This window comes from Actinomadura opuntiae (genome assembly GCF_030283205.1).
GTDB lineage: Bacteria > Actinomycetota > Actinomycetes > Streptosporangiales > Streptosporangiaceae > Spirillospora.
This window is the reverse complement of the sequence record NZ_JASNWF010000021.1, coordinates 19,144-36,549: the sequence shown is the minus strand read 5'-3', so window position 1 is coordinate 36,549 and position 17,406 is coordinate 19,144. Positions and strand designations below refer to the sequence as shown.

General features: G+C 73.0%; 14 protein-coding genes and 2 riboswitches. Of the genes, 7 read left to right on the top strand and 7 right to left on the bottom strand.

The features are described 5' to 3' along the window. Positions 1-16: 16 nt before the first annotated feature. Positions 17-1,810, bottom strand: a complete 1,794-nt coding sequence (locus tag QP089_RS36940) for a DEDD exonuclease domain-containing protein (RefSeq protein WP_285918291.1) — start codon at positions 1,808-1,810, stop codon at positions 17-19. 332 nt (positions 1,811-2,142) lie between these two features. Here QP089_RS36940 and QP089_RS36935 point away from each other — a divergent pair, with 332 nt between their 5' ends. From QP089_RS36935 to QP089_RS36915, 5 genes are all read left to right on the top strand, one after another. Further along, positions 2,143-3,405, top strand: coding sequence for an NYN domain-containing protein (locus QP089_RS36935; protein ID WP_285918290.1), 1,263 nt, complete (start codon positions 2,143-2,145; stop codon positions 3,403-3,405). Between the two features lie 329 nt (positions 3,406-3,734). Beyond that, positions 3,735-4,646 carry a C40 family peptidase gene (locus QP089_RS36930; protein ID WP_285918288.1) on the top strand — a complete coding sequence of 304 codons (912 nt, stop codon included), beginning with the start codon at positions 3,735-3,737 and terminating at the stop codon, positions 4,644-4,646. Between the two features lie 504 nt (positions 4,647-5,150). Then, positions 5,151-5,351: riboswitch (cyclic di-AMP (ydaO/yuaA leader) on the top strand. A 264-nt stretch (positions 5,352-5,615) separates the two neighbouring features. Further along, a riboswitch (cyclic di-AMP (ydaO/yuaA leader) is annotated at positions 5,616-5,743 on the top strand. Positions 5,744-5,754: 11 nt separating this feature from the next. After that, positions 5,755-6,720, top strand: coding sequence for a CHAP domain-containing protein (locus QP089_RS36925; RefSeq protein WP_285918286.1), 966 nt, complete (start codon positions 5,755-5,757; stop codon positions 6,718-6,720). Positions 6,721-6,798: 78 nt separating this feature from the next. After that, positions 6,799-8,139, top strand: coding sequence for a hypothetical protein (locus QP089_RS36920; RefSeq protein ID WP_285918284.1), 1,341 nt, complete (start codon positions 6,799-6,801; stop codon positions 8,137-8,139). Then, the gene (locus QP089_RS36915) at positions 8,136-9,575 is read left to right on the top strand and encodes a M48 family metallopeptidase (RefSeq protein ID WP_285918282.1); all 1,440 of its coding nucleotides are present in this window, start codon (positions 8,136-8,138) and stop codon (positions 9,573-9,575) included. The genes QP089_RS36920 and QP089_RS36915 overlap by 4 nt, the downstream gene beginning before the upstream one ends. 120 nt (positions 9,576-9,695) lie before the next feature. Here the strand turns inward: QP089_RS36915 and QP089_RS36910 are convergent, their stop codons facing one another. From QP089_RS36910 to ctaC, 4 genes are all read right to left on the bottom strand, one after another. Next, positions 9,696-10,973 carry a L,D-transpeptidase gene (locus QP089_RS36910; protein ID WP_285918280.1) on the bottom strand — a complete coding sequence of 426 codons (1,278 nt, stop codon included), beginning with the start codon at positions 10,971-10,973 and terminating at the stop codon, positions 9,696-9,698. A 139-nt stretch (positions 10,974-11,112) separates the two neighbouring features. After that, positions 11,113-11,523: a cytochrome c oxidase subunit 4 gene (locus QP089_RS36905; RefSeq protein WP_285918278.1), complete on the bottom strand. Its 411-nt coding sequence runs from the start codon at positions 11,521-11,523 to the stop codon at positions 11,113-11,115. Positions 11,524-11,526: 3 nt separating this feature from the next. Next, the gene (gene ctaD, locus QP089_RS36900) at positions 11,527-13,191 is read right to left on the bottom strand and encodes an aa3-type cytochrome oxidase subunit I (protein ID WP_285918276.1); all 1,665 of its coding nucleotides are present in this window, start codon (positions 13,189-13,191) and stop codon (positions 11,527-11,529) included. After that, positions 13,188-13,985 carry an aa3-type cytochrome oxidase subunit II gene (gene ctaC, locus QP089_RS36895; protein ID WP_446474115.1) on the bottom strand — a complete coding sequence of 266 codons (798 nt, stop codon included), beginning with the start codon at positions 13,983-13,985 and terminating at the stop codon, positions 13,188-13,190. Before ctaC ends, ctaD begins: the two co-directional genes overlap by 4 nt. Before the next feature lie 163 nt (positions 13,986-14,148). Here ctaC and QP089_RS36890 point away from each other — a divergent pair, with 163 nt between their 5' ends. Both QP089_RS36890 and QP089_RS36885 read left to right on the top strand, forming a co-directional pair. After that, positions 14,149-15,309, top strand: a complete 1,161-nt coding sequence (locus QP089_RS36890) for a cysteine desulfurase family protein (protein ID WP_285918274.1) — start codon at positions 14,149-14,151, stop codon at positions 15,307-15,309. A gap of 61 nt (positions 15,310-15,370) precedes the next feature. Beyond that, entirely contained in the window at positions 15,371-15,679 is a 309-nt protein-coding gene (locus tag QP089_RS36885; RefSeq protein WP_285918272.1) for a sulfurtransferase TusA family protein, read from the top strand. 139 nt (positions 15,680-15,818) lie between these two features. Here the strand turns inward: QP089_RS36885 and QP089_RS36880 are convergent, their stop codons facing one another. Together QP089_RS36880 and QP089_RS36875 are read right to left on the bottom strand one after the other, a co-directional pair. Continuing rightward, on the bottom strand, positions 15,819-16,805 hold the full coding sequence (locus QP089_RS36880) for a carbohydrate kinase family protein (protein ID WP_285918270.1): 987 nt from the start codon (positions 16,803-16,805) through the stop codon (positions 15,819-15,821). Positions 16,806-17,011: 206 nt separating this feature from the next. After that, positions 17,012-17,374: a HesB/IscA family protein gene (locus QP089_RS36875; RefSeq protein WP_285918268.1), complete on the bottom strand. Its 363-nt coding sequence runs from the start codon at positions 17,372-17,374 to the stop codon at positions 17,012-17,014. Positions 17,375-17,406: the final 32 nt, after the last annotated feature.

The following is a 17,406-nucleotide window of genomic DNA, read 5'->3' as shown; positions in this document are numbered from 1 at the left end:
GTGCCGGTGTCCACCGTCACCTTAGTGGCCGCCCCGCCCGGTCCGGATCGTGGCTCGTGTAGGCGTTGTCGATCCAGCCGCGCAGGCCCTCGGCGCCGTGCACGGGGCACGTCCAGGCGCCGTCGACCTCGACCAGGCGGACGCCCGGCAGGTCGAGCCAGCGCAGCACGCACTCCATCTCCTCGGCGGTGGCGCCGGAGGACGGCGGCGCGCCGAGCGCCACGCCGCCGGGGGCGCCGCCGGACGGCGGGAAGACGGTCTCGGCGGTGGCGATGAGGGCGTCGACGTAGGGGCGAGGGTGGGCGTGGGGCGGGACGGTGCCCGCCGCGGCGAGCCGCCCGTACCGGACGACCGACAGGTCCCAGCCGCCGTCGAAGCCGGGCCGCGCGGCGACGAGCTCGGGCAGCCGGGCGAGGGCGGCGAGGCGCTGGCCGCGGGCGGCGGCGCGGACGAACGCGGCGAGCCGGTCGCGCTGCGCGGCGGCCTCCTCGTAGCGCAGCTCGGCGGCGAGCCGGTCGATGCGGACGCGCGCGGCGGCCACGACGGGCCGCACGTCCCCCTCCATGATCGCGCGGGCGGTCTCGGCGTGCACGGCGTAGGCGTCGGGGGACTCGCGGCCGTCGCAGGGCGCGCCGCAGCGGCCGAGGTCGGCGAGCGCGCAGCTGCGGGCGCGGCCCCGCTCGACGATCCGGACGGTGAGCCGCTGGGTGCACTGGCGCAGCGGGACGGCCTCGTGCAGCGCCGCGCGGGCCTCCTCGGCCTGCCGCCGGGACGAGATCGGGCCGAGGTAGCGGGCGCCGTCGTCGCGGCATTCCCGCACGATCGACAGCCGCGGGAACGGCTCGGCGGTCAGCTTCAGCCAGATGGCCCGCTCGGGGAACTTGGAGCGGCGGTTGTAGCGGGGCTTGTGCTCGGCGATGAGGCGCAGCTCGCGGACCTCGGCCTCGAGGCCGGTGGCGCACACGATGGTCCGGACGTTCTCGGCGAGCCCGACCATCTCGCGCACGCGCGGGCGGGTCTCCGAGCCGGTGAAGTAGCTGCGCACCCGGGAGCGCAGGTCGCCGCTCTTGCCGACGTAGAGCACCTCGCCGCCGGCGTCCTCGAACAGGTAGACGCCGGGGGTGCTCGGCACGCCCTCGGCGAGGTGGCGCTTGCGGCGCTGCTCGGGGGTCGGGGCCTTGGCGAAGCCGCGCAGCTCCTCCAGGGTGGTGACGCCGAACGAGCCGAGCCGCTCGATCAGGCCGTGCAGGACCTCGACGGTGGCGCGGGCGTCGGCGAGGGCGCGGTGCGTCGGCTCGGTGCGGGTGCGGAAGAACCGGGCGAGGGTGCCGAGCTTGCAGTTGGGCACCTCGTCCTTGCCGAGGACGCGGCGGGCGAGGTCGACGGTGTCGACGACGGGGAACGCGGGCCAGGCGTACCCGCCGGCGGCGCAGGCGGCCTTGAGGAAGCCGATGTCGAACGGGGCGTTGTGCGCGACGAGCACGCTGCCGCGCGCGAACTCCAGGAACGCGGGCAGCACCGCGTCCATCCGCGGGGCGGCCGTCACCATCGCGGTGGTGATGCCGGTCAGCGCGGTGATGAACGGCGGGACCGGCCCGCCGGGGTCGACCAGCGTGCCGAGCTCGCCGAGCTCGGCTCCCCCGCGGACCTTGACCGCGCCGATCTCGGTGATCGCCGAGTCGGCCGCCGAGCCGCCCGTGGTCTCCAGGTCGACCACCACGAAGGTGACCTCCGACAGGGGGGTGCCGAGGTCGTCCAGAGTGCCCTGAACCGCCCGGATCTGCCCCTGGACCTCGTGCGCAGCCGTCATGCCGGCGACCGTAGAGGACGCCACCGACAGAAGTCGGGGCCGCTAGGGTTGGGGGCGCGCCGGCACGTCCCGCCGGGCGGGGGCCGCGGGGGACGGCTCGGGGGAGCTTGGCGCGTTCCGTCCGATCGCACGTTCGCGCTGGTTAGGCTGCGTGGCGCTCGGGAAGAGACAGCCCACCGGCGGCGCAGCCCGGAAGGAGCGGGATCATCGACAGCGGCCCCGAAGCGAGTCCCGGCGGCCCGGATTCCGCGCGCCCGCCGGGCCATTCCGGCGGGACGTCCCCCGGGCGGCCGCTGTCCCGGCCGCTGCCGGAGCCGGTCCGGCTGAGCGTGGTGGAGGCCGCCGCGGAGCTGATCGGCGCGCTGCCGCCGGACGAGGTGCCGGTGCCGCTGCGCCGGTTCGCGCGGTTCGAGCGGCGCAAGCGGGCCAAGCTCGCGGGGCAGCACATCGCGGCGGTGCTGGAGAAGGACGAGGACTTCCGGCGGCGGGTGGCCGGGCCGCTGCGCGAGGCGCAGCCCGATCTGGTCGAGGCGGTGGAGGGCGGGGAGGTGCCGCCGGCCGCGGACCCGGTGCGGGTCGCGGTGCTGGCCTACCTGCTGCGCCCGGACGGCTGGGCGGACCTGGTCGAGGCGGCCCGCGCGGAGCTGGAGCGCTCGGCGACGGCGTCGGAGGAGGAGGCCGCCGAGCGGCGCGTGGCCGCGCTGAAGGAGGAGCTGGCCGCCGCCCGGGCGGCGCGCGCCTCCGAGGTCGACAAGCTGCGCGCGGAGCTGCGCGACACCAAGGCGGAGGTCGCCGAGCTGCGCCGCAAGCTGCACGACGCGCGGACGCGGTACCGGGCCGCGCAGGAGCGCGCGGAGACGCTCGCGGCCGACACCGACCGGGAGCTGGCGGCGGCGCGGGAGACCGCGGCGGCGGCCGACAAGGAGCTGCGCCGGCTGCGGGCGCGGGCGGCGCAGGCGGAGGCCGCGGCGGAGGCGGCCAAGCGGGCGGCGCGCGAGGGCCGCAACGTCGACGACATCCGGCTGCGGCTGCTGCTGGACGCGCTGGTGGACGCGGCGCAGGGCGTCCGGCGGGAGCTGGCGCTGCCGTCGACGATCGCCCGTCCGGCGGACGCGGTGGGCGCGCTGGAGCCGGACCGGCTGGCGCACCGGGCGCTGCCCGGCCGGGCGCTGTCGGACAGTGACCCGCAACTGCTGGACCGGCTGCTGACGCTGCCCCAGGTGCACCTGGTGGTCGACGGCTACAACGTGACGAAGACGGGCTACGGGGAGCTGCCGCTGTCGGACCAGCGGACCCGGCTGGTGTCGGGGCTCGGCGGGCTGGCGGCGCAGACCCGCGCCGAGGTGACGTGCGTGTTCGACGGCGCGGAGCTGGACGCGCCGGTGGCGATCTCGGCGCCGCGCGGGGTGCGGGTGCTGTTCAGCCGGCCGGGCCAGACGGCCGACGAGCTGATCGGCGAGCTGGTGCGGGCGGAGCCGGTGGGCCGGGCGGTGGTGGTGGTCTCCTCCGACCGCGAGGTCGCGGACGGGGCGCGACGCGCGAACGCGCGGCCGTGCCCGTCGACGCTGCTGCTGCGCCGCCTGGGCAGGTCGTGAGGTGCGGCGGCCCGAGGTCCGGCGGGTGGGATTCTCCGGCCGCGAGCTCGCCGATCATGCGCTCCGTGATCTTGCAATCACGCAATGTGGGCAAATCAGGTTGAAGTCAATCAGATAGTGACGAATTAGTTGTGACGGTTGTGGCCCCTCGCTAATGTCGTCCGCTGACGTAGTGGACGAGAGGGGCGAATCCGACCGTGGCCAACGATCTCATCGGGGAACCAGCGCACTCGCGCGACCGGAGAGCCGGCTCGACGGGGAGAGGGGTCACCCGCCGCCTGGCGGTCACCGCCTGCCTGGCGGCGACCGCAGCCTTCGCGTTTCCGCAAGTGGCGGCCGAGGCCAAGCCGAAGCCGACCCATGCGCAGGCGCAGAAGAAGCTCGACCAGCTCAATGAGGAGATGGACAAGAAGGTCGAGCAGTACAACCAGAACAACGAGAAGCTGAAGATCGCCAAGAAGAAGCTGGCCGCCGCCAAGAAGGCGGCGACGCAGGAGCAGGCCTCCTTCGACAAGCAGCGCTCGGCGATCGCCCAGATGGCCGCGGACGCCTACAAGAACGGCGACTCCACGGACGTGACCGGGTTCGTCGGCAGCGGCGACCCGCAGTCCGTCCTGGACCAGGCCGCGGTCTTCACCCAGCTCTCGCAGCAGCGCAGCTCGCAGCTCACCCAGTTCCTGGCGACCGCGCAGCGGCTGCGCCGCGAGCAGTCGCAGGCCCAGAGCGCCTACGACGACGTCAAGAGCAAGCACGACGAGATCGCGCAGCAGAAGAGGGACCTCGATAAGAAGGTCCGGGAGGCCAAGAAGCTGGTCCAGCAGACCGGCGGCGGCTCCTCGGGCGGCGGTGCGAGCAGCGGGACGGGCGGCAGCTACAACGGCCCGGCCAGCGGCTCGGCCCGCACGGCGCTGAACTTCGCCTACGCCCAGCTGGGCAAGCCGTACTCCTACGGCGCGACCGGCCCCGGCTCCTACGACTGCTCCGGCCTCACCATGAAGGCGTGGGCGGCGGCGGGCGTCAACATCACCCGCACCACCAACTCCCAGTGGGCGGCGGTCAAGCACGTGTCGCAGAGCGACCTGCAGCCCGGCGACCTGGTGTTCTTCAGCGGGCTGTCGCACGTCGGGATGTACGTCGGCGGCGGCAAGTTCATCCACGCCCCGCACACGGGCGACGTCGTGAAGATCAGCTCGCTGTCGGGCTACTACACGTCGAACTTCTACGGCGCGGGACGCCCCTGACGCTCTCCTGAACGGGCCCCGGCGGGGGCCCGTTCGCTCCCCCCGATCACAACGGACCAGGGCTGACCTGGTCCGTTGTTGATTTTGTGGGGGTTTGCCTTCTGTTGGGGCTTTGGTACCTTGTCACCACTCACGGCGCCCACCAGGCGCCGTGGTCACGCGGCGCCCTCCAGACGCCGCGGCCCCGCGCGGCCCGCTCCGGCGGCCGCGCACCGGGCGGCGCATCCCACGCGCCGTCCCCCAGGGCGGCACGATCCACGCGTCGCCCCGCGGCACCGGGACAGCGTGCCGCGACGGTCTCTCCCGAGACCGGGCCGGCCCGGCCCACCGTGCGCACGCCGGCAGCGTGCATGGCGCTGAGAGCGCGCCACGGCGGTCCACAGAGGGCTCCGGCCCCGGGCGGTTCCCCAGGACAGGGGGCCGCCGCCATCACAACATCAGCGCCGCTCTTTCGCACGCGGGACAAAGGGTCCCGCGCCCGGGCCCCACGACGCCCTCAGGATCGCAGCGGCAGCGCCGAGTCCGCGCAGACGGCGCGGAGCCGGGGACCCAATCCACCGGAAGTCCGGAGCATCCTCCGGACGGGCATTTCCGGTGCCGGGGTGAATCGGCGAGCCTCTTCCGCACGAGCGGTGAGGGCCGCCGTAGGGCCACTTCCACGCCCGAACCCGTCAGCTAACCCGGTAGGCGTCTGGAAGAAGGAGTGAACTCTGTCCAGCTACCCTCAGCAGAACGCCCCGCCGCGGCCGGATGACGGGCCCGAACGGGCCTCCTAGCCGAACGGCGCGATCTCTCTAGCCGAACGGCGCAATCTCTCCGGGCGCGGCCGTCCGCCGAGCGCACGGCCGCGCCCGTCTTCTTCTCCCTCTCCCCGGGCGCCCCAGTCGCGCCACCTCCCGAGAGGACCCCCCAAACCGAACCGGCGTGCCCGCCCCCGGGCGCGCCACCGCCGAGTCCGTGCCGCGCCCGCGAGGGCCCGCGCCGGAGCCGGGGACCCACCCATGTCCCGTCGGGGTGAATCGGCCTGCCCGCAGGCCGTAGGGCGGCTTCCACGCCCGAACCCGTCAGCTAACCCGGTAGGCGGAATGGAAGCCAAGGAGATCCCCCCGTGGCAGGCAAGCACCGCAAGGCAAGCCCCACCAGCACAACTCCCATCAGCACAGCCCCCACCAGCACAGCCCCCGTCAGCACAGCCCCCGTCAGCGCGGCTCCCACCGGCGTCATCACCGCCGTCGCCCCCATCGCCCCCATCGCCCCCGTAGGCCCTCCCCCGGGCCCGGCGTCGGGACGGCACCGCAAGCCCGGACGCGCCGCCATCGCCTGGCGCACCACCGGCGGCGTGATCGTCGGCGCGGCCGTCGTCGGCACGGTCGCGGCGACCGCGCAGGCGTCGGTCCTGCCGTTCGGCGACCCGGCGGCCGCCAAGCCGGCCGCAGCGGCCGACATGGCGGCCGCGCGGGCGCCCCAGAACCACGCCGCCGCGGACGCCAAGGCGGGCGGCGGCAAGGCGGCCAAGGCCGCGCCCCGCCGCACGGCGCGGAGCGCGCCGAAGGCCGCCGCCGCGAAGGAACGTTCCAAGAAGTCGCGTCCCACCGCCCGTGCCGCCATCGAGCTCGCCCGCTCCCAGGTCGGCGAGAGCCCGGACGGCGACGGCGACACCAAGTTCGGCGACTGGTACGAGGGCACCGAGCGCGCCAGGGAGACCGTCGCGCGCGACGGCGGGTCCGTCCAGGAGTACAGCGACGCCGAATGGTGCGACATGTTCATCTCCTGGGTCGGCGACAGGCTCGGCTTCACCGACCAGATCGGCAGCGACGCCTGGACCGTCGCGCACGCCCAGTGGTTCCAGGACAACGGCCGCTGGGGCGACGCCCCGAAGCCCGGCGCGATCGTCTTCTTCTCCTGGGGCGGCGGCAAGTCCAACGACGACATCCAGCACGTGGGGATGGTCGTCAAGGACAACGAGGACGGGACGATCCAGACCGTCGAGGGCAACACCGGGAACTCCGTGCAGGTGAAGGAGCGTTCGACCGACGACGTGGTCGGCTACGGATACCCCGACTACGCCAAGTGACGGCCCCGGTGACGACCGATCGCGGCGACACCGCGCGGATGCCCCGGCATCCCAGGAATGCTCAATAGGATCGCGCGCATGGAGGACGGCCAAGGACGGGACGGCTCCGCCGAGGACGCCGGGCGAGACGCCCCGGACGCCCGGCGGGGCGGTCCCGTTCCCTCGCCGCCCGTGCCCGGCACGGTGACGCGGCGCCGGGTGCTCGTGTTCGGCGCGGGCGGCGCCGCGCTGCTGGCCGCGGGCGGCGCCGGCGTCCTCGGCACCCGCTCCGGCGGCTCGCGGGCCGCGGCCCGCACCACCAGGCCCGCCGCGCCTTTCGATCCGGGCACGGCGCGGACCGTCCTCGCCAACCGGTCGCGCGCCGTCGCGGCCGGCGACCGGACCGCGTTCCTCGCCACGGTCTCCTCGGCGCCCGCCGCGTTCCAGGACGCCCAGGCCCGGCTCTACGACAACCTCCGCAAGCTGCCGCTGGACGGCTGGACCGAGCGCTTCGCCGCCACCGAGTCGGCCAACGCCGAGGGCGGCGCGGCGGTCGTCCGCGTCGAGACCCGCTACCGGCTGCGCGGCTTCGACCGCGGCGACGTCGCCCGCACCCGCCACCTCACCTTCGCGCCCCGCTCCGGCGCGTGGACGATCGTGGGCGACGGCTCGTCCCTCGGCCACCGCGACGACGCCGAGATCTGGGACGCCGGGCCGCTGAGCGTCGTGCGGGGCCGCTCCAGCCTCGTGATCGGCGACGGCGGCGGGCTGGAGGGCATCGCCGAGCGCCTCGACGCGGCCGTCCCGGTCGTCACCGGGGTGGTCGGGAAGGGCTGGGCGCAGCGGGTCGTCGCCCTGGTGCCCGCCGACGAGCGGCTCGCCGCCGCGCTGGCCGGGCCCGACGAGAGCCTCGGCCAGATCGCCGCGCTCGCCACCGCCGCGCCGTCGGCCGGCGGCGGCCGCGGCGAGGACCGCGTCATCGTCTCCCCCGGCACGTTCGCCCGGCTCAACGAGCTGGGCCGCACCGTCGTGCTCACCCACGAGCTGACCCACGTCGCGACCGGCGGCGCCACCGACCGCACCACCCCGCTGTGGCTCATCGAGGGCTTCGCGGACTACGTCGGCTACAAGCACGCCGAGGTCGGCGTCGGGTCGGCCGCCAGCGAGCTGCGGCGGGAGGTGCGCGCGGGCCGGGTGCCGTCCGCGCTGCCGTCCGCCGCCGACTTCTCCGGCGCCTCCGACCACCTGTCCCAGGCCTACCAGGAGGCCTGGCTCGCCTGCCGGATGGTCGCCTCCCGGTACGGTGAGGCGGCGCTCGTCCGGCTGTACGTGGCCGCCGGGCGCGCCCCCGAGGCCGTCGCGCTGCGCTCCGTGCTCGGCCTCGCCGGGGACCGCTTCGTCGCGCAGTGGCGCGACTACCTCAAGAAGGAGCTGCGATGAGCGAGGGAGACGGCGGCGAGCCGTCGGTCGCGGAACCCCCTGGCGAGACGGGCGGACCGGCGGGCGTGAGCACCGGCGGGCCGGACGGACCGGGCTCCGCCGGCGGCGCGCGGATGCGGGGCCCGCGGCGGGCCGCCGCCGTCGCGGCCGTCGTGCTGTTCGCCGGCGTCGCGGCCGTGCTGGGCCTCACCACGCCGTGGAACCCGCTGCCGGGCCACGTCCCCGGCGGGCGCGTGCGGGCCGACCCGTCCCTGGACTTCTCCCCGCACGAGATCGCCCGCGCCAACGCGTTCGACGGCGCCGTCAACCCACCGGCCTACTCCGGGCTCGTCGTCGGCCTCGCGGTGATCCTCGTCCTCGGCTTCACGCCGCTCGGCTCCCGCTTCATCGGCTGGACGACGGCGCGCGTCCGCCGCCGCCTACTGCGCGTCGCCGTCGCGGCCGTCGCGCTGACCACGCTGCTGCGCGTGATCGGCCTCCCGTTCGACATCTGGAGCGAGTCGGTCCTGCGCGACTACGGGCTGTCCACCCAGAGCTGGCCCGCGTGGGCGGTCGACCAGCTGAAGTCCCTCGGCGTCACCTGGGTCATCTACACGATCGCGCTGCTCCTGCTGTACGCGGTCGTCCGCCGCTTCCCGCGCTACTGGTGGACGGGCGCCGCCGCGGGCGGATTCGTGCTCGTCGTCGCGGTGTCGTTCATCTACCCCGTCGTGGTCGAGCCCGTCTTCAACAAGTTCCACTCGCTGCCCGCCGGGCAGTTGCGCACCGACCTGCTCACCATGGCGAAACGCGACGGCGTCCCGGTCAAGGACGTCCTGGTGGCGGACGCGTCCCGGCGGACGACCTCGCTGAACGCCTACGTGTCCGGGTTCGGGTCGACGCGGCGCATCGTCCTGTACGACACGCTGCTGAAGTCGCCGCGCCCGCAGATCGAGTCGATCGTCGGGCACGAGCTCGGCCACGCCAAGCGCAACGACGTGCTGTGGGGCACCCTGGTCGGCGCGCTCGGCGTCGCGGGCGCCCTGTGCCTGCTCTACCTGCTGACGACGTCGCCGCGACTGCTGCGCCGCGCCGGCGTCGCCCCGGAGATCCCGGACGCCCGCGACGCCCGCGGCACCGGCCCCGCCGACCCCCGCACGATCGCGCTCGTCCTCGCGCTCGTCGCCGCCGGGACGCAGATCGCCGCCCCCGTCCAGAACCTCGTCAGCCGCCGCATCGAGGCCCGCGCCGACGCGCACGCCCTCGACCTCACCCGCGACCCGTCCACGTTCGTGGCGATGCAGCACGAACTGTCCGTCCGCAACCTCAACGACCTGCACCCGAACTGGGCGGAATACCTGCTCTGGATGACCCACCCCTCGGGCCCCGACCGCATCGCCATGGCCCGCGACTGGTCCAAAATGCACCACACATCCGTCCCGCCCCCGCTGCAGTGATTCCCAGGGAGACGGCCCCCTGGAAGGCCCGTCAACGGCTAACAGGCCGTTGGGCGGGCCCGCTGCGCTCGCTCCGCGTGCCCGCCCGTGGCCAGTGGTCCGGTGGTCCGGTGGTCCGGTCTAATTGTGGGAGCCGGCGCGGGGCTTTTCGGCGGTGCGGTTGGCGGACTGGGCGGACAGCGTCGCGGCGTCCACGTGCGGCGCCGTCGAGACCGAGCGCTTCAGGGCGCTGCCCTTCACCCAGTTGCTCCAGCCCATCTGCCAGAAGCCCCAGCCGTTGTCCGGCGCCAGCGGGCGGCTGGTGCCGGTCACCGTCACGACGTCGCCGCGCTGCGCCAGGTTGTAGAACCACCTGGCGTTCGACGGGCTGACGTTGATGCAGCCGTGGCTGACGTTGTCGTGCCCCTGGTCCCCCACCGACCAGGGTGCGCTGTGCACGTACTCGCCGCTGTCGGAGATCTTCACGGCCTTGTAGACGGTGAGGCTGTAGTAGCCGGCGCAGCCGGGCCCGCATCCCTCCCAGTCGGAGGTCATGGTGACCGGGTCGTCCTTCTGCATGGTGAGGTGGACGCCGTTCGTGGTGGTGTACTTCTCCTCCCCGCCGCGCCCCATGCTGGTCGGGATCGTCCGGGCCTTCTTCCCGTTGACCTTCACGACCATCTTGTGCGTGTCCTCGCCCGCCGTCGCGATGTGCGAGTCGCCGACGGTGAAGTCGACGGCGTAGTCCTTGCCCCCGTACATGCCCTTGCCGTTGTCCACGCCGCTGAGGTGGGCGACGAACGACGCCCGGGTGTGCGCCGGCCAGTACGACTTCGTCCGGAACACGACCTCCTGGTCGCCGAACCAGTGCCAGGCGCCCTCGACGGGCTTGTCCGAGCGCACCTCCAGCGCCCGCTCGACCGCCGCCCGGTCCTTCACGGGCTGGTCGAACCGCATGACGATCGGGATGCCGACGCCGACGGTCTCCTTGTTGAACGGCGCGTCGACGTTCACCCCGAACCTCTTCTTCACGGTCGCCACGGTGAAGCCGCTGCGGACCGTGCGGGTCCTGCCGTCCTTGCCCACGGCGGTCGCGTCGACCGTGTAGGACTGCCCGGGGACGAGCGTCCAGCGCGACCTCCACTGCGTCCGGTCGGCGTTCAGGTCCCCGTCCACGGGCGCGCCCTTCGCCGTGGACACCGTCACGTTCGCGATCCGCCCGGTCGCCGCCCGCACGTCGATCGGGCTGTCGGGCGGCAGCGCTGCACCGCCGTTGCCCGGCGAGACGGCGAGATGCACCGCGTCCCGCCCGTCCGCCGCCTGCTGCCCGGAGCATCCCGCGGCGCCCGCCACCATGCCCGCGCCCGCGAGCACGGCGGCGGCCCGCCGTCCCCGGTACCTCGGTCCTGAGTCACCCACCCGCATAGTGGACCCCCCGGTCTCAACTGGACGAGCGATTCGTCCGGCCAGCCCCATTTGCTGGGACGACGTCCAGTATGTGAAAGGGGCGGTACCCGCGAAATTGCGGATACCGCCCCTCTTGGGGTTCTTTTACTGATCAGTGGGCGAAATGACCCCGGTAGTACTCGAACACCAGTCCGATCGCGGACAGCAGCGTCGCGCAGGCGCCGAGGATCACCAGCCACCAGCCGAACACGACGCCGAGGGCGATCGCCGCGGCCGACAGGCCGAGGAACAGCGGCCACCAGCTGTGCGGGCTGAAGAAGCCCAGCTCGCCGGCCGCGTCGGCGATGTCGCCCTGCGGGTCGTCCTCGTACAGCGGGCCCGCGTTGGCCCGCTCGAGGCGCCGGACGGTGAAGTGGATGTAGAACCCGATCAGCCCGGCGAGGCCGATCGCGAGCGCGAGCGCCGTGGTGCCGGTCCAGTCACCCGACCAGAGCCAGTACACGATGTCGGTGGCGAGGAAGAAGACCGCGCAACCGTAGAACATGAACGCCTGGACGCGCATCGGTTACTCCTTCGCCCCGGCGAGTTCGCCCTTCGCGCCCACGTGCGGGTGGTGCAGGTCGAACGCCGGCCGCTCGGAACGGATCTTCGGGATCGAGTTGAAGTTGTGCCGCGGCGGCGGGCACGAGGTGGCCCACTCCAGCGACGAGCCGTAGCCCCACGGGTCGTCGACCTCGACGCGCTTGCCCTTCTTCCACGTGATGTAGACGTTGTAGAAGAACGGCAGCATCGACGCGCCCAGGATGAACGCGAAGATCGACGAGACCTGGTTCAGGCCCTCGAACTCCTTGGGGTAGTCGGCGTACCGGCGCGGCATGCCCTCGGCGCCCAGCCAGTGCTGGATGAGGAACGTGCCGTGGAAGCCGATGAACAGCAGCCAGAAGTGCACCTTGCCGAGCCGGTCGTTCAGCATCTTGCCGGTCCACTTCGGCCACCAGAAGTAGAAGCCCGCGAACATCGCGAACACCACGGTGCCGAACACGACGTAGTGGAAGTGCGCGACGACGAAGTAGGAGTCCGACAGCTGGAAGTCCATCGGCGGCGAGGCGAGGATGACGCCGGTGAGCCCGCCGAACAGGAACGTCACCAGGAAGCCCAGCGACCACAGCATCGGCGACTCGAAGGTCAGCTGTCCTCGCCAGATCGTCCCGACCCAGTTGAAGAACTTCACCCCCGTGGGCACGGCGATGAGGAACGTCATGAACGAGAAGAACGGCAGCAGCACCTGGCCGGTGACGAACATGTGGTGCGCCCACACGGTGACCGACAGGCCCGCGATGCTGATGGTCGCGAAGACCAGGCCGATGTAGCCGAAGACGGGCTTGCGGGCGAACACCGGCAGGATCTCCGTCACGATGCCGAAGAAGGGCAACGCGATGATGTAGACCTCCGGATGCCCGAAGAACCAGAACAGGTGCTGCCAGAGCAGCGCGCCGCCGTGCGAGGCGTCGAACACGTGCGCGCCGAGCTTGCGGTCGGCCTCCAGGGCCAGCAGCGCCGCGGCGAGCACCGGGAACGCGAGCAGGACCAGGATGGAGGTCAGCAGGACGTTCCAGGTGAAGATCGGCATCCGGAACATCGTCATGCCCGGGGCGCGCATGCACAGGATCGTGGTGATGAAGTTGACCGCGCCCATGATGGTGCCGAAGCCCGACATGGCCAGGCCCATCACCCACATGTCGCCGCCGACGCCCGGCGAGCGGACCGCGTCCGAGAGCGGGGCGTAGGCGAACCAGCCGAAGCTGGCCGCGCCGCCCGGGGTCAGGAAGCCCGCGATGACGATGATGCTGCCGAACAGGAACAGCCAGTACGCCAGCATGTTCATCCGCGGGAACGCCACGTCCGGCGCCCCGATCTGCAGCGGCATGATGACGTTGGTGAAGCCCGCGAACAGCGGCGTCGCGAACATCAGCAGCATGATCGTGCCGTGCATGGTGAACATCTGGTTGTACTGCTCGTTGCTCACCACCTGCAGGCCCGGCTTGAACAGCTCCGCGCGGATGACGAGCGCGAGGATGCCGCCGAACAGGAACATCACGAACGAGGTGATGAGGTAGAGGTAGCCGATCACCTTGTGGTCGGTGGACGACAGCCAGTTGGCGACGATGCGCCCCTTGCTCGTCCGCGCCGCGGTGAGCGGTGTGCTGGGTGCGTAGCTGGTCGTGGTCACTTGGCACCCCCTGAGGCCAGGGCGGCCTTGGAATCGGCGATGAACTTCTGGTACTGGGCCGGCGTGACGACCTTCAGCTGGAACAGCATCCGGCTGTGGTCGACGCCGCAGAGCTCGGCGCAGCGGCCCTCGTAGGTGCCCAGTTTGGTCGCCGTGAACTCGAACTCGTTGTCGTAGCCCGGCATGACGTCCTTCTTGTACAGGAGCGCCGGGACCCAGAACGAGTGGATGACGTCGTTGGAGTGCAGCCGCACCCGCACGTGCTCACCGGCCGGGATCGTCATGACGGGCTTGGCGCCCGAGGAGGCGTTCGGGTTCACCGGCTGGCCGACGACCGAGGCGACGGTCTGCTCCTTGCCGGTGGCGTCCTTCTGCTTGTAGTCGAACTGCCAGCTCCACTGGAACGCGGTGACGTCGACGACCACCGGAGGGTTCTTGGTGGTCTTCTCGACGTAGTTCTCGTCGCGCGCGGTGAAGTAGAACAGGACCGCGATGATGACGAACGGGACCGCCGTGTAGAGGATCTCGATCGGCATGTTGTAGCGGACCTGCGGCGGCAGGTCGTCGGAGCGCTTGCGGTGGAACAGCACCGCCCAGATGATCAGGCCCCAGACGACGGCCCCGACGGCGAACGCCGCGATCCAGGAACCCTGCCAGAGCTTGAGCATGCGCTCGGCCTGCGGGCCGATCGGCTCCGGCATGCCCAGACGGGATGCCTGGCCGCTGCACGCGGTTGCGGACAGCGCCAGCAGACCTAGCGCGCCGGCGCTTTTCAATGCGCGGCGACTGCGCACAGGCGTACGCCGCTCCCTAGAGCGGGTCGGACTCACGGAATGCCTTCCCCACGGATGAAAGCCCGGTCGGCCGGGCGGTGAGATCAGTTGTTACACGTGTGGTGGACACACTAGCGCTAGGGTCGCGCGAACCCCCGATCGGGTGCCCGGTTAGTGTTCTGGCGTGGCTGACTCCAGCGCACCCGACGGGTACTTCGACGCCGCCTCGACCGAGCCGCTCCATCCGGCGGCGCGGCGCGTCCTGCTGGAGGCGCTGGACGCGGGCTGGGCCGACCCCGCCCGGTTGTACGGGCGGGCCAGGAGCACCCGCATGCTGCTGGACCGGGCCCGCGCGCGCGTCGCGGGCGTCCTGGGCGCACGTCCGGACGAGGTCGCGTTCACCTCCTCGGGCACCCAGGCGGTGCACCTGGCGGTCCTCGGGGGGCTCCAGGCGCGCCGGCGGGCCGGGCGCCACCTGGTGGTGAGCGCGGTCGAGCACTCCAGCGTGCTGCACGCCGCCGAGCTGCACGAGGCGGACGGCGGCGAGGTCACCGTCGTCGGCGTCGACCGGGCCGGGCGTGTCGACCCCGCGGAGTTCGCCGCGGCGCTGCGCCCGGACACCGCGCTGGCGTGCCTGCAGTCGGCCAACCACGAGGTGGGGACGCTCCAGCCCGTCGCGGAGGTCGGCGAGGCGTGCCGCGCCGCGGGGGTGCCGCTGTTCGTCGACGCGGCGCAGTCGCTCGGCCGGGCGGACGTGCCGGACGGCTGGTCGCTGCTGGCCGGCAGCGCGCACAAGTGGGGCGGTCCCGCCGGCGTCGGCGTCCTCGCGGTCCGCAAGGGCACCCGGTGGCGTTCGCCGCTGCCCGCCGACGAGCGGGAGGCGCGCCGCGTCCCCGGGTTCGAGAACGTCCCGGCCGCCGCGGCGGCCGCCGCCGCGCTGGAGGCGTGCCGCGCCGAGATGGCGGACGAGGGCCCGCGGCTCGCCGCGCTCGTCGACCTGGTCCGCGCGCGGGTGGCCGAGACCGTGCCCGACGTCGAGGTCGTCGGCGACCCCGTCCGCCGGCTGCCGCACCTCGTCACGTTCTCGTGCCTGTACGTGGAGGGCGAGGCGCTGCTGACCGAACTCGACCGGGCGGGTTTCGCCGTTTCGTCCGGCAGCTCCTGCACGGCGGATACGCTGCGTCCTAGCCATGTGCTCGAGGCGATGGGGGTGATTACCCATGGGAACGTGCGGGTATCGCTGCCGCGTGGCGTCGCTTCCGCCGATGTCGACCGGTTCCTCGCCGTCCTGCCCGGCACGGTCGCCCGGCTCCGCCGGGCGACGATGAACGCCCTGGACCAATGACCGACACCGGCGGCCGGACACCGTCCGGGGCCGGATCACGCAGAGGGAGGCGGTCGCGCCCATGAGGTTCCGAGGCCGGGCCAGGAGCGGGGTCTCCCACGCGCCGCCCGCCGCGCCCCCCGCCGAGCCCGCCGGCCCTCCCCCGGCGCTCGTCATCGACGCGCTCGGCCGCAAGTGCCCGATCCCGATCATCATGCTGGCGGACCGGATCCGCGAGGTCCCGGTCGGCGAGGTCATCGCGGTGCTCGCCGACGACGCCGCCGCGCGCACCGACGTCCCGGCCTGGTGCCGGATGAAGTCGCAGGACTTCGTCCGCGAGGAGACGCTCCCGCAGGGCGGCTGGGGCTTCCACATCCGCAGGACGTACTGAGCCGACGCGTGACCGAGGGCCGCACCCCGGCGGGGGTGCGGCCCTCGGTCACGCGTCGGCGCCCGCGAGTCGAGGCGGCGCCCGCGAGTCGAGGCGGCGCCCGCGAGTCGAGGCGGCGCCTGCGAGTGGAGGCGGGCGCCTACGGGTTGGGGCAGGCGATGTGCGGCTCGACGTCGGCGGCCGCGTCGGCGCCGTAGGCGGCGGAGAGCCGGTCGAGGAACGCCCGCCGCGACAGTGTGTACTCCTGCCCGCCCGCGGCCTCCAGGGCGTACGCGGCGACGGTGCTGCCGACCTGCGCGGCGCGCTCCAGCGGCAGGCCCCAGGCCGTCGCCGACAGGAAGCCGGAGCGGAACGCGTCGCCCACGCCGGTCGGGTCCACGACGTTCTCGACGGGGACGCAGGGCACGTGCAGGCCCTCCTCCCCCTGCCGGTCGATGACGACGCCCTTGGCGCCGAGGGTGGTGACGCGGATCCCGACCCGCGACAGCACCTCCTCGCCGGACCAGCCGGTCTTCTCCTCGAACAGGGCCTTCTCGTACTCGTTGCTGAACAGGTACGCGGCGCCGTCGAGGAGGCGGCGCACGTCCGCGCCGTCCATCCGGGCGAGCTGCTGGGACGGGTCGGCCGCGAACGGGATGCCGCGGGTGCGGCACTCCTCGGTGTGCCGGAGCATGGCGTCCGGGTCGTTCGCGCTGATCATGACGAGGTCGAGCCCGCCGACGCGCTCGGCGACGGGGCCGAGCTCGATCGAGCGGGCCTCGCTCATCGCGCCGGCGTAGAAGGACGCGATCTGGTTCTGGTCCTGGTCGGTCGTGCACAGGAACCGGGAGGTGTGGTGCACCTCGGACACGTGCACGGACGCGGTGTCCACGCGGTTGCGCTCCAGCCAGGAGCGGTAGTCGGCGAAGTCGTCGCCGACCGAGCCGACGAGGATGGACTCCGTGCCGAGGCTGCCCATCCCGAAGCAGATGTTCGCGGCGACCCCGCCGCGGCGGATCTCCAGCTCGTCCACCAGGAAGGACAGCGAGACCCGTTCGAGCTGGTCGGGCAGGAGCTGGTCGGTGAACCTTCCGGGGAAGGTCATCAGATGGTCGGTCGCAATGGAGCCAGTCACGGCGATGCGCACGCGTCGCTCTCCTCGTCGTGGTCGTCCGGCTTGTCACCGGCTGTTTCAACCCGGAAAGACTACTTCCCATCGGACCACACGGCGCGGCGGGTGCGCATCCCCGCCGGGCGGGAAGGGCATGCGCGAAGGGGCGCCCGGACTCCTCGTCCGGCCGCCCCCTCGCCTGGCCCGTCCGGCCGGGACTCCCCGGCCGGTGCCGCCAACCCCTAGTTGAAGGAGTCGCCGCAGGCGCAGGAGCCCGACGCGTTCGGGTTGTCGATCGTGAAGCCCTGCTTCTCGATGCTGTCGACGAAGTCGATCGTGGCGCCGGTGAGGTAGGGCGCGCTCATCCGGTCGACGCGCACGTTCAGTCCGCCGAAGTCCTGGACCACGTCCCCGTCCATCTCCCGCTCGTCGAAGAAGAGCTGGTAGATCAGGCCGGAGCAGCCGCCCGGCTGCACGGCGACACGCAGCGCAAGGTCGTCGCGGCCCTCCTGCTCGAGCAGGCCCTTGGCCTTCTCGGCGGCGGCGTCGGTGAGAACGACGCCCTGCTGCGTGGTCTCCTGCGTGGTCTCGCCTGAAACCGTCATGTGTTCAGCTCCCGGGTCTCGCTGCGCCGCGG